Genomic DNA, 12,688 nt, shown 5'->3' on the forward strand with positions numbered 1-12,688 from the left:
ATGCTGATTGGAACGGTCTCGAAACTGGTCTTCATCATCCAGGCGGCAAGCGGCATCAGGATCGTCGAATATGCGATCACCAGACCGAGATGGGTGTCGATGAGCCCGAGCGTCCGGAAGATGACGAAGAACGGCAGAACCAGCGTCAGTGCGGGAACCATACGCGTCAGAAGAAGCGCCCAGAGGCTGACGGCAAAGAAACGATGTCCAGCATAGCGGGCAAAACCGTAGCCAGCCAAGGTGCCGAGCGCGACATTGACGACGGAGACGACGATGCCGATGCCGAAACTGTTGAGCAGGGACAACGGCACGCGCGCGGCCTGCACGCTGGTCGTGCCTTGCGCCATGAGCACCGCCCGATAGTTGTCGAAAGTGAGCGTCGAGGGCACGATGGAGGGGGGCGTGCGGATCAGGTCGGTGGCTGGCGATAGGCTTATCAGGACCAGCGCCGCAACAGGCAGGAACGACCAGACGAAAATGGCAACGACGGCGAGCGCGAACAGGATCTTGCCAGCGTTGCGTGCAGCGATCGGGCCCATCAGCCTTTTCGGCTTCCATTCCGGCAGAACGACCATGGCGGGCCGCGGGCAACTGGCTGTTAGCAGCCCTGGGGCCGCCAAAGCCGACACTGTCGTCCTGGCTTTCCTGGGGCTGAGGAAGGCAAAATAGGCGATGGCGAATGCAAGGCTGAGAAACGTCAGCACGTAAAGAAGAGCGGCCCCTTCGCCGAACTTCAGGAACTGAAAGGATTGCATGTAGCCGAGCCAGGACAGTGTGGTGGTCGCCGCGCCCGGACCGCCGCGCGTCATGATCCAGATGATGTCGAAGGCCAGGAACGCATTGATCGTGGAGATGATGGTGGAGAACAGCAGCGTCGACTTGAGCCAAGGCAAAGTGATCGCGAAAAAGCGCTTGACCGGTCCCGCGCCGTCGAGAATGGCAGCGCGATGCAGGTTGCCCGGCATGGATTGCAGGCTGGAAAGGAGCATCAGCGTCGTCAACGGCGTCTGGTTCCAGACCTGGGTCAGCGCCACGAGGTTGAGGGCGCGGAAGCCCTCTCCAAACCATGCCCGCCCCCATGAACCGAGGCCTATGTCGTTGAGAAAGCCGTTCAACAGACCGAAATTGCCGGCATAGATGAAGGACCACAGCACCCCGATAGACACGGGCGCCATGGCCCAGGGAACGAGGACGATACTGCGCAGGAAGCCGCGGCCGGCAAAACGCTGATTCAAGACGAGCGCGATCAGTGTTCCCAGTACGGTCGTCCCGATGACCGCAATCGTGGAGAAGTAAAGCGTGCGGCCGAGCGCATACCAGAAGCCTTGATTCTGGAAGATCTTCGCATAATTGGCGAAGCCCACGAAAATCCATCGCTTGGTGATCGGATTGGTGATGTTGAAGGACAAGTACAGACTGTAGAGGAGCGGCAGGCCGACGATCAGGATCATCAGGATCAGCGTCGGGGCGACGGAGAGATAGGCAAAAGCCGGAAGGCTCATCCTGCGCCGGCGTTCGCGCGCCAGCGGCTCGGCTCCTTGCGACGGCAATGTCATCGTCATGGCGTCCTCGCGCATCATCTGGGCCAGATCGCCGACAATGCCGCGTCTGGCGATGTGTTGGAGGTTGGTGCGGACGCAACAGCCGGCCCCGATGACCGGCTGTTGCGTCATGTCTTACTGATATTGGGCCTTGAGCTCGGAAGCCTTGGCCGCAAGCGCTGTCACCAACTCGTCGGTCGAGCTGCCTGAGCGGATATATTCCTGGACCTGCTGCATCATGAACATATCCCATTCCGGGAACCAGATCGCCTTGCCGATCGCGCGTGACGTCGCCATGCCGAGCTGCTTGGCCGAAATGTCAAGGTCGCGCCATTTCGAGAAACTGGCGACGATCTCCGGATCCTGCATGACCGCCTTGTAGCCCGAGCCGAGACCGAACTCGAGAGCCCAGCGCTTGATCACATGATACTGGCCATCCTTGGCTTTGCCGCCGAAGAACTGGAGCAGGTTCCACACGCGCTCCTCATCGACGGGCTGGGCGCCCATCAGATAGGCCGCCGTCCAGGCCATGGTCGAGCGGGTCGCGCCCGGCATGATCGCGTTGCGCACCTTTCCCGCGATCTTGGAAACGGCGGGATCGTTGGCGACCTTGTGGTTGTAGTCATGGACGACCATGAACGTGTGACGGCCGGAGGCATAGCTGGGCACACCTTCGCCGGGCAAGGTCATGATGTCTTCGACGACCAGCTTCTCCTTGTAGAAGGTCTGGTTGATTTCGAGGATCTTGCGCAAGGCCGGCTCATCGACGAAGTTTCCGTCGGCATCGAAGACCTTGGCGCCCTCGGAATACCAAGCCGCGAACATATACCAGGACATGTTTGGCCATTGTTGCTGCCACATTGCGTGAAAGGGCGCGTCGGATATGCCGTCCTTCTTGAGTTTGCGGCAGACATCAAGAACGGCATCCCAGGTTTCCGGTACCTGAACCCCGGCCTTTTTGAGATGCTCCTCGTTGTAGAGGAAGGTGTTGTAGCCGGCGTAGTAGGGGAGCCCGCACAGGGCCCCGCCGTTGGGCAGCGAAAGCGACTCGACACTGACCGGGAACATGCCGGCCTTGATATCGGCAACGCCCGGAAGGCTCTCGATGTCACGGATCCAGTTGGCCGCGTGCCAGCGGGCGATGTAGTTCTCTTCGGAATACAGCATGTCGATATGCTGACCGCCGGTGAGCTTCGTTTCCGCCACAGGGTGGTAATCGCCCGATACGAGCTCGTAATTCACGTTCTCATCATAGAGTTTCATGAACGTCTTGACGTTCTCTTCGACGATCTGCGGCTGGTATTGCCAGCCGACGAAGCTGATCGGCGTGGAGGGTGCCGCGAAGGCGCGAGACCCAATCATCGCGGCAGCGGATAGTCCCGCAGCGCCTTGTAGTATCTGTCTTCTGGACAGCAGGTGTCGTTCCAGCGAAGAAATCATGCTAGTTCCCCATTATGATAGCTTTTTTTGATTTCGGCCGACCGGCTGTGCCGGCAGATGACTTTCAGTATCTCCGGCCTAGAAGACAAACTGTAAGGCCGGTTAAGCTCTTGCTGTGGGGTAACTATGCGCAAAAATTTTTAGCTGTCCAACAAAATTTTCATTTCCGTGTCATTTTTCGTTGGTCCGGAGCATTTTGTCAGTTTTTGATCTATTTTTTGATCAAAAAAGCAAAAAAGTTGACATCTTCCGGCTCAGTCGCACAAGGGTTGTGTCTGGGCCGCATCGCGTGCGATCGCCAGTTGCTGCTTGAGGCGGCGAAGCTTTTCCCGGCCCGCGTCCTTGCGTGCGATGGCGACGCCGTAGGATATGATGTCGATTGCGATCATGTAGGCGTAGCGGATTGACGCCGGCGTCAGAATGTCTTCGTCCGGGAGGCAGTCGATCGGCAGGAGTTCGTCCACAGCGAAAGCCAGGGGGGTTCCGCTCGGTGTCAGGGCGATGGTTGTCGCTCCGTACTCGCGAGCGACGGTTACAGCCTTCTCGAGCTCGACATTGGCGCCCGTGAGCGAACAGCAGATCACGACGTCCGTGCGTTCAACAGCTGTTGCAAGCATGAACTGCATCTGGTGATCGTTACAGGGGATTACGCGTATACCCAACCGGAAAAAGCGGTTCTGGATCTCCTCGATAAGCCATGAGGAGACACCGCCACTTCCGAATGCGTAGAGCGTGTGGCAGACGCTGATCTTGTCGACGACCGCCTGGGCGCGTTCGAGGTCGACGTTGTGATGCATGTCCGCAATGGTTTTCTGCGCCCGTTTGCTGACGCGCTCCGCAACTTCGGCGATGGATCCGGGCGGCGTCTGGGGTTCGAGATAACGGATGCCGACGCGCACCGACCCCATGATCTTGAGCTTGAGATCCTTTAGACCGTCACATCCCAGCATGCGCGAAAACCGTGTGATGGTTGGCGCCGATACATTGAGCCAAGTGGTGAGTTCCTCGATAGGCTTTTCGGCAAAGCTATGCGGCTCGCTCAAAATCGCGTGCGCAATCCGGCGGTTTGTTTTGGAGAACTGTGACTGCTGGTCGACAATGAGCCCAATGACATCTTGTGCATTGCGCTTGACGCCTGGGATGACCGTGTCATCATTAGGTTGTGATATGCGATTTTCTTGCGACGGATGGCGAGCCATTGAATATCTCCCTTTAGGTCGAGGTTTTGAATTAAACCGTCAGGGTGTCAACGTTTCTCTGAAACCTGATGCGTAACTTTACTTCATGAGGCCTTCAGCTTAGCTCGCCTCTCGTTCGAGTTGTTGCCACATGAACGCGTATAGCGTTCCGTCTATGACGTGGCCGGCGCGGTGATGACGCATGAACGGCCCGAAGATAATTTCACCCATGTCGCCGGCCGCGTCGCACATGTGCATTTCACCGACTCGGATGCCGGCGGCAGCCATCTTGCCTGGGGCGACGGCATCATCGATCTCGACAAGCTGGTCACCTATCTTCGCGGCCAGAGCTACGAGGATTCGCTGACCATCGGACTGACCAACTGGAAATACAACGTCGGCCCACCCCCGCCGCTGAAGCAGTTCGTCGAGGCCCTGCGCAAGGCCCTCTGTCCGGCATAGCTGGGAGGGCGCGGCATGGAGAGCAAATGCGTCCGGCAACGCGGCGTCCGGCTCGCCGGCCCGCTTATCTCGGGCAACGGTTCCTGTTGCACCTATGCTGCCGGCCAGAACGGCCATTGACAGTGCCGGCTGGGCAAGAGAGACGCGCGACTTCTCCCCGCCGGTTCAGTCAGGAAGGCTAGTCATGAAATCCTCATTCCCCGATCCAGATCACATCGCCCGCGCGGTCGATGACAATTTTGAAAGCCAGGTCGAACTGTTACAGCGGCTCGTCCGCGCGCCTTCGCTGCGCGGGCAGGAAGGCGCCGCGCAGGAGATCGTCGCCTCAGCGCTCGCCGAACGCGGCTATGCGGTGGAACGGTTCGGCATCGATATGCGGGCGATGGCCAATCATCCGGCCTTCTCGCCGGCGACGATCGACTATGCCGGCGCGTTCAACGTGGTCGGCAGGAAGACGCCGGCTTCGCAAGTCGGCCGCTCGCTGGCCCTGAACGCCCATGTCGACGTCGTGCCGACGGCGGACCCGTCACATTGGCGCTATCCGCCGTTTTCCGCCACCCGCGACGGCGATTGGCTCTACGGCCGCGGCGCCGGCGACATGAAGGCCGGGCTCATCGCCAACATCTTCGCTCTCGACGCGATCGAGAAGGCCGGCTACCGCCTGACCGCGCCGGTGCAGGTGCAGTCGGTGCTCGACGAGGAGGTGACGGGCAACGGCGCGGCCGCCGCAATCGCCCGTGGCTGCACCGCCGATGCGGTGCTGATTCCGGAACCTACCGACGAACAGCTGGTTTCGGCCAATTCCGGCGTCATCAAATTCCGCATCACCGTCCATGGCGTGCCCGCACATCCGAGGGAAGCAGAGTCCGGCGTCAGCGCCATCGATGCCGGGCTCGGCCTGATCGGCCACCTGCAGCGTCTTGCGGCCAAGTGGAACGACGAACGCGCGCGCCATCCCGGTTTCGAGGAGATCGCCAATCCCGCATCGCTCAACATCGGCACCATCTCCGGCGGCGAGTGGCTGGCCTCGGTCCCTTTCGCCTGCTCCTTCGAGGGCCGGATCGGCTTCTATCCTGGCGACGATCCCAGGCAGCGCGCCGCCGCGTTCGAAGCCTTCGTCGCCGATACGGCAAGTGCGGATCCGCGGCTCGCCAAGGCAAATCCGAAGGTCGAGTGGATCGGCGTCATGCAGACCGGCTACCGCATGCGGCCGCACTGCTCCGCCGGACAGGTTCTGCAGGAAGCACACGGTCTGGCGCATGGCGGTGAGATGCGTTCCTACGTCATGACCTGTTATCTCGACGCGGCGCTCTTCGCCGTCCATGCGAATATACCGGCGCTGGTCTATGGACCGGTTTCGGAGAATATTCATGGCATTGACGAGCGCGTCAGCCTGTCGTCGCTGCGCCGGGTGACGAAGACGATCGCGCTGTTCGCCGCCGGCTGGTGCGGCGTGGAGCGGGCAATATAACCGGGGAGCCGGCTACACCTCCTCGGTTTCAAGCACGAATGTGCCCGCCGGTATCCGGTTGGTGATCATGGCGCGGATGCCAGCATCGATGGCGGGGTCGGTTTCGTCGAATAGGCCGCAGGCCCGCAGCGCCTTGCGCTGGTCGACGGAGCGGCCGAGATATTCCAGAAGCACGACCGAGGCTGCGGGTCTCCGCCCCCGTAAAAGGGGCATGCCCGTCTGGATGCCGACCAGATAGGCGACGCTCGTCTGGTAGCTCGGATAGAGGATCACCTGGGTGATGCTGGTTTTGAGCAGGATTTCGGATTCGAGCGCGAATATGCGATCGCCGAGCAGCAGCAGCGCGGCCGAATATTTCGAGGTCTTCACGCCATATTTGCCGAAATGGACGAGCCTTTCCATGCATTTCCAGAAATAGCGGCCGTCCTTTTCATAGATCACGACGAGGCATTTGATGATCTTGCCGGCATAGCCGAACGAGTAGAAATAGCGGAAATAGTAGCCGACATAGCGCCCGAGATCGCCGGACCGCTGATAGAGCTGCTCCATGTGCACCAGCAGGTCCGACGGCGCGTGGACGCCGAGCGGGCGGCGGCGCAGGCCGACGATCTCGGCAAAGCGCTGCTGGTCCATCAAAAGCTCGCCTTCGGTCACGCCGAAGAAATCGCAGATCTTGCGCATGTTGCGGCGTGACGGCCAGGTCTGGCCGCTCAGATATTTGTTGAACTGCTGGCGGTTGATCTGCAGGCGCCGACACACGGCGGCGATCGACGGATAATAGCTGCACAGGAAGGCGAGGTTCTGGGGAAGCGGTTCGGTCTGCATGGATCTAATGCATACTGACGCCAGAACAGTGTCAAGTCGCGAAGGGTCGCGAAATTGTGCGACACTGCCGATTTGCCCAAGGTGGCGCCCGCCAAACAGAGGGCCTCACCTTGCGCACAGTGTCCAACTTCCCCCATCCGATCCGCTCGGTCGACCATTTCGAGATCCCGATGCCGGACGGTTGCCGGCTTGCGGCGCGCATGTGGCTTCCCGAGGGTGCTGAACAAAAGCCGGTGCCGGCAATCCTGGAATATATCCCCTATCGCAAGAACGATCTGACCGCCGCGCGCGATGTCGTCATGCATCCCTACGTAGCTGGCCACGGCTACGCAGTGGTGCGCGTCGACCTGCGCGGAACCGGCGATTCCGAAGGGCTGATGCTCGACGAATATCTCCAGCAGGAGCTGGACGACGGCTGCTCGGTCATCGAATGGCTGGCGACCCAGCCCTGGTGCGACGGCAAGGTTGGCATGATCGGCATCTCCTGGGGCGGTTTCAACGGGCTGCAGATCGCCGCCATGCGTCCGCCGGCGCTGAAGGCGGTGATCAGTTGCGCCTCGACCGACGACCGCTACGCCGACGACGTCCACCACATGGGCGGCACGCTGCTTATCGACAATCTCTCCTGGGCCGCGATCATGTTCGGCCGCAACACGCTGCCGCCGGATCCCCGCAACAAGCCGGACAACTGGCGTGCTTTATGGCACAGCCGGCTGAAGGAAAGCGGGTTGTGGCTGAAGAACTGGCTGGAGCACCAGCACCGCGACGAATTCTGGAGGCACGGCTCGGTCTGCGAGGATTTCGACGCGATCGCCTGTCCGGTCTATGCCGTCAGCGGTTGGGCCGACGGCTATTGCCGCTCCGTCTTCCGCCTCATGGAAAAGCTGCAGGGTCCGCGCAAGGGGCTGGTCGGGCCGTGGGCGCACACCTATCCGCATATCGGCAAGCCCGGTCCCGCCATCGGCTTCCTCCAGGAATGCGTCCGCTGGTGGGATCACTGGCTGAAGGGCCGCGACACCGGCATTATGGGCGAACCGATGCTGCGCCTGTTCGTGCAGGACAGCGCCCCGCCGCAAACCTCCTATGAATTGCGGGCCGGACGCTGGGTGACGGAGCCGGCATGGCCGTCGCCGAATGTCGAGCGGCAGTCTTTCTTCCTTTCCGGCAATGGGCGCCTGTCCGCACGCCAGGCAGATCATGCGTCTGGAAGGCAAGCGATCCGTTCGCCCTTGTGGGTCGGCCTGCGCGGCGGCAAATGGTGCTCCTACGCCACGCCCGGCGACCAGCCGGCGGACCAGCGCGGCGACGACGCCGGCAGCCTTGTCTACGAAACCGAGGTGCTGGCGCAGAATCTCGAGATCGCCGGCGACGCCATATTCGACCTTGCCTTCGAAAGCGACAGGCCGGTCGCCATGGTGGCAGTACGGCTTTGCGATGTCTCGCCCGGCGGCGCGGTAACGCGCGTCAGCTACGGCCTTCTCAACCTGACGCATCGCGACGGGCATGAAAACCCTGAACCACTCGAAACGGGCACGCGCTATCGCGCTTCGGTGCCGCTCAAGCATGTGGCGCAGCGCTTCCGGGTCGGCCATCGCATTCGGCTGTCCATCTCGACCAACTATTTCCCGGTCGCATGGCCTTCGCCCGAGCCGGTCACGCTTACCGTCCACCCGGCGGATTGCCGACTTGAACTTCCGGTTCGCGTCGGAGGCGCCAGAGATCCGGAACCGGCGCCTTTTGCCGAACCCGAAGGGGCGCCGCCCTTACGGGGTGGAGACGATCTCAAAGCCGCAAAAGGGTTGGACGATAACGGAAAATCTGGCAGACGCTTCGACCGTCGTTGAGATCGGCGAGGGCGCCGGCACCTATCGCATGGTCGACAACGACCTCACCATCACCTCGCTCGGCCACGAACGCTATTCCTTCCGCAGCGACGATTTCGGATCGGTCAAGGCCGAGGCCAAATGGGAGTTCGAATTCTCACGCGCCGACTGGCGCATGCACTCGGTGACCGAGACCACCATGACCGCAACGTCTTCGCATTTCCACATCGAGGCGAACTTGCAGGCGTGGGAAGGCGAGGCTCTCGTCCATGAGCACAAATGGGCCGAGGCAATAGAGCGTCGCCTGCTGTGACATTCGCGAACTGACGCTAGTATCGCTTACATCTGCGTCGGCAGCGAAATTGACCGGTTAGCCGGCTGAACTGAAGAATGCACCGTCCGAACTCGTGGCCCGTCGGGCGGCGCGGCACCAAAAAAGAGCGAACCGGCAGTCGTCCGGAAGCCCGCTCGGGTTGAAAGGGGAACGCAACTGTGACTGAAAAGAGCGTGACTGAAATAACATTGAACCGCAGGCATTTCCTGCAGGCCGGCGCCGGTCTCGGCGCGGGGATCATCGCCTCCGGCCTGCCTCTGTCGCAGGCCGTATGGGCAGCCGAAGGCAAGGTGCTCAAGGCCCGCGCCTATTCGGACATCGACAAGCTCGATCCCGGCTTCTACCAGAACGCCTACAATGTCGATGTCATGAACTGCATCTACACCAAGCTCACCCGATACAAGCCGGGTTCGGAGTGGGGCTGGGAGCTGGAAGCTGCCGAATCCGTCGAGCAGATCGATCCGACGCACATCCGCTTCCGCCTGAAGAAGGGCATCAACTTCACTGGCGACTTCGGCGAAATGACAACTGAGGACGTAAAGTTCTCGTTTGAGCGCGTTATCCAGCACAACTCTCCGGTCAAGGGTGACTGGGGTCCGCTCGACCGCGTCGACATCGAGGACGACCATACTGGCGTCATCGTGCTCAAGACCCCGTTCGTGCCGCTCTGGAACATCACGCTGCCCTATGGTTGCGGCCACATCGTCTCGAAAAAAGCGGTGACGAAGGCAGTTGCCGACGGCGGCGATTTCGGCATGAAGCCGCCCTGCTTTTCAGGTCCGTACATGCTGTCGGACTGGAAGCCGAACCAACTCGTCCTGTTGACCCGCAATCCCGAATGGAAGGGTCCGAAGCCGGGCTTCGACGAAATCCATATCCTGCCGATGAGCGACATCAAGACCGCTGAGCGCGCCTATCAGGCCGGCGACATCGACTTCACTGATTTCAGCCTCGATTCGCTGGCCACGTTGAAGGGCAGCCCGCCCGAGAACACCAAGATCGAGGAGAAACCCTCGCTCTATTACGTCTATATCGGCATGAATTCGGATCACCCGAAGCTGAAGGATGTCAATGTCCGCAAGGCAATCCAATGGGCGATCAACGTGCCGCAGATCATGGATGCGGCCTATTCGGGCCAGGCGCAGGTCGCCACCGGCCTCATTGCTCCGGGTCTGGTCGGGCATCGGGAAAAGGCACTGGTACCGCCGGAAGGCGATCTCGAAAAAGCCAAGGAGTATCTCGCCAAGGCCGGCATCACCGAACTCAGCCTCACCATTGATGCGCTCAACGTGACCACCTTTTCAACGATCGCGGAAATGGTCCAGGCGCAGTTGTCGCAGATCGGCATCACGGTCGAGGTCAATGTTCAGGATTCCGGCTCTTTCTGGACCATAGGCATGGAATCGGAAGGCGAGCGCTGGAAGGACATGCAGCTGATCGTGCAGCGCTTCTCGATGGTGCCGGATCCCTACTACGCCACCACCTTCTTCGTGCGAGACCAGGTGGGGGTCTGGAACTGGGAGCGCTTCCGCAGCGAACGCTTCGACGAACTCAACGCCAAGGCGGTGACCGTCGAAGACCCGCAGGAACGGGCCAAGATGTATTATGAGATGCAGGACATCATGGAGGATTCCGGCTCCTACCGCTTCCTCACCCATGAGGGATCGCCCATCATGTATCGGACGACCGAGCTCGAGGCCGACACGCGCCCCGACGGGCGGCCGCTCTATCTCGGTTTCGAGCCGAAATCGGCATAGCGCGGCGATCGCCGGGAAGGGCTGGATCAGGATATGTGGCTATACCTTGCCAAGCGTACCGCCCTGGCGGCCGCGATCATCGTGGTCGCAGTGACGCTGCTGTTTCTGATGATCCAGGCCGTTCCGGGCGATCCCGCAGCCGTCCTGCTCGGGCCGCGTGCGACGCCTGAGCTGAAAGCCCAGTTGCATGAGCAGATGGGCCTCGACAAGCCGCTGCCCGTGCAGATCGTCTCCTTCTTCGGGGGGTTGCTGCACGGCAATCTCGGCACCGACGTTTTCACACAGCGCCCGGTCAGCGCCATCGTCTTCGAGCAATTGCCCTATACGATCGAGCTGATCCTAGTATCGATCGCCTGGGCCGTTTTCGTCGGCGTGCCGCTCGGTTGCTATTCGGCGATGCACCGCAACTCCGTGATCGACAAGCTCGTGGGCGTGTTCGCGGTCGGCACGATTGCCATTCCGTCCTTCGTCATGGCGATCTATGCGCTGCTGATCTTTTCGGTCGGCCTGCGCTGGCTGCCCGCCATCGGCGCCGGCTCTGGCTTCCGCGGTGGGCTCGTTCACCTCATCCTGCCGGCCTTCGTCATCGGCATCGGCTGGGTCGGCTACATCTCGCGCATCGTGCGCGCCTCCATGCTGGAGATCCTCGGCGAGAACCACATCCGCATGGCGCGCTCCTTCGGTCTTTCGGAGCGACGCATCGTCGCGCGCTACGCGCTGCCGCTGGCCATCCTGCCGACGGTGACGATCATCGGCGTCGGCATGGCGCATCTGCTCTCGGCGGCCGTTTTCGTCGAGGTGGTGTTCGCCCGTCCGGGTATCGGCGCACTGATCGTCAAGTCGGTGGATTCGCGCAACTATCCGATCGTCATGGGCACGGTCCTCGTCACCACCGTTTTATTCGTCATCTCCACGACGCTCGCCGACCTGATCAACGCGGCGCTCGATCCAAGAATCCGCGAGAATTTGTAACGTGTCCGAAGTTCAAGTCATTCGCGAGACGGTGGATAAAAGCCGTGCGCCGGGCGCGATCGCTATGTTCCTGCTGCAACTGCGTAAGTCGCCGCTCGGCCTGATGGGCGCCGTGCTGGTCGTGCTGATGGTGGCGAGTGCGGTCTTCGCCACCTGGATCGTACCTTACGATCCGATCAAGATCATGGTCGGTCCCCGGCTGGCGCCGCCGTCCCTGGATTTTCTCCTCGGCACCGACCACTTGGGCCGCGACGTTTTCTCGCGCGTCGTCATGGGCGGAAGGATTGCGCTGCTCGTCGCCTTCGTCTCGCTCAGCGCCTCGCTCAGCTTAGGGCTGGTGCTCGGCCTCATCGCCGCCTTCGGCCCGCGCTGGCTGGACAATCTTTTGCTGCTGGTTTTCGACACCATCCGCTCCTTTCCGGTCATCATCTTCGCGCTGGCGGTGGTGACGCTGCTCGGACCGAGCCTTGCCAGCGTCATCTTCGTCGTCGCGGTCACGTCGGTGCCGATCTATGCGCGCGTCGTGCGCACGCAGGCCCACGCGCTGCGCGAAAGCGAATTCATCACCGCAGAACGCGCTATGGGTGCCGGCCTCGTGCGCATCCTCGCCGTGCACGTGCTGCCCAACGTCATCGGTCCGCTACTGATCCTGGTCAGCATGGATGTGCCGCTGGTCATCACGCTGGAAGCAGGCCTGAGCTTCCTCGGCATGGGTGTGCGCCCGCCGACACCGGACTGGGGAACGATCCTCAGCGACGGCTACGGTTATATCCACAAAACGGTGTGGTTGGTGGTCGCCGGTGGCATCCCTATCGTCATAACCACTCTGGGCTTCACCTTCCTCGGCGAGGCGTTGCGCGACATCTTCGACCCCAAGCTTCGGAG

11 protein-coding genes are annotated in these 12,688 nt (G+C 61.3%); 7 read left to right on the plus strand and 4 right to left on the minus strand.

The features are described 5' to 3' along the window. The 3 genes from EN984_RS06355 to EN984_RS06365 form a co-directional block, all read right to left on the minus strand. The coding region (locus EN984_RS06355) for an ABC transporter permease subunit (protein WP_245480036.1) at window positions 1–1,673 on the minus strand (1,673 nt) is incomplete at its 3' end. 3 nt (window positions 1,674–1,676) lie between these two features. Then, entirely contained in the window at window positions 1,677–2,903 is a 1,227-nt protein-coding gene (locus tag EN984_RS06360; protein WP_236383060.1) for an extracellular solute-binding protein, read from the minus strand. A gap of 332 nt (window positions 2,904–3,235) precedes the next feature. Further along, the gene (locus EN984_RS06365) at window positions 3,236–4,180 is read right to left on the minus strand and encodes a MurR/RpiR family transcriptional regulator (RefSeq protein ID WP_127267310.1); all 945 of its coding nucleotides are present in this window, start codon (window positions 4,178–4,180) and stop codon (window positions 3,236–3,238) included. A gap of 174 nt (window positions 4,181–4,354) precedes the next feature. Between EN984_RS06365 and EN984_RS06370 the strand changes: the two genes are divergently transcribed. Continuing rightward, window positions 4,355–4,621 carry a hypothetical protein gene (locus tag EN984_RS06370; protein ID WP_245480037.1) on the plus strand — a complete coding sequence of 89 codons (267 nt, stop codon included), beginning with the start codon at window positions 4,355–4,357 and terminating at the stop codon, window positions 4,619–4,621. A gap of 184 nt (window positions 4,622–4,805) precedes the next feature. Continuing rightward, complete coding sequence (locus EN984_RS06375) at window positions 4,806–6,092, plus strand: ArgE/DapE family deacylase (protein WP_127267311.1); 1,287 nt, start codon at window positions 4,806–4,808, stop codon at window positions 6,090–6,092. Between the two features lie 12 nt (window positions 6,093–6,104). Here the strand turns inward: EN984_RS06375 and EN984_RS06380 are convergent, their stop codons facing one another. Beyond that, a complete protein-coding gene (locus tag EN984_RS06380) occupies window positions 6,105–6,917 on the minus strand; it encodes a helix-turn-helix transcriptional regulator (protein WP_127267312.1) in 813 nt (270 codons plus the stop codon). A 119-nt stretch (window positions 6,918–7,036) separates the two neighbouring features. Here EN984_RS06380 and EN984_RS06385 point away from each other — a divergent pair, with 119 nt between their 5' ends. From EN984_RS06385 to EN984_RS06400, 5 genes are all read left to right on the plus strand, one after another. Continuing rightward, window positions 7,037–8,761: a CocE/NonD family hydrolase gene (locus EN984_RS06385; protein ID WP_236383073.1), complete on the plus strand. Its 1,725-nt coding sequence runs from the start codon at window positions 7,037–7,039 to the stop codon at window positions 8,759–8,761. Between the two features lie 28 nt (window positions 8,762–8,789). Then, the gene (locus tag EN984_RS38145; protein ID WP_127276278.1) at window positions 8,790–9,053 is read left to right on the plus strand and encodes a hypothetical protein; all 264 of its coding nucleotides are present in this window, start codon (window positions 8,790–8,792) and stop codon (window positions 9,051–9,053) included. Between the two features lie 179 nt (window positions 9,054–9,232). Continuing rightward, window positions 9,233–10,831: an ABC transporter substrate-binding protein gene (locus EN984_RS06390; protein ID WP_245465177.1), complete on the plus strand. Its 1,599-nt coding sequence runs from the start codon at window positions 9,233–9,235 to the stop codon at window positions 10,829–10,831. Window positions 10,832–10,864: 33 nt separating this feature from the next. Further along, window positions 10,865–11,803 carry an ABC transporter permease gene (locus EN984_RS06395; RefSeq protein ID WP_127270347.1) on the plus strand — a complete coding sequence of 313 codons (939 nt, stop codon included), beginning with the start codon at window positions 10,865–10,867 and terminating at the stop codon, window positions 11,801–11,803. Between the two features lies 1 nt (window position 11,804). Beyond that, window positions 11,805–12,688: ABC transporter permease (locus EN984_RS06400; protein ID WP_245480038.1), on the plus strand; the 884-nt coding region annotated here is incomplete at its 3' end.

Origin of the sequence: Mesorhizobium sp. M7A.F.Ca.CA.004.12.1.1 (assembly GCF_003997835.1) — a bacterium.
GTDB lineage: Bacteria > Pseudomonadota > Alphaproteobacteria > Rhizobiales > Rhizobiaceae > Mesorhizobium.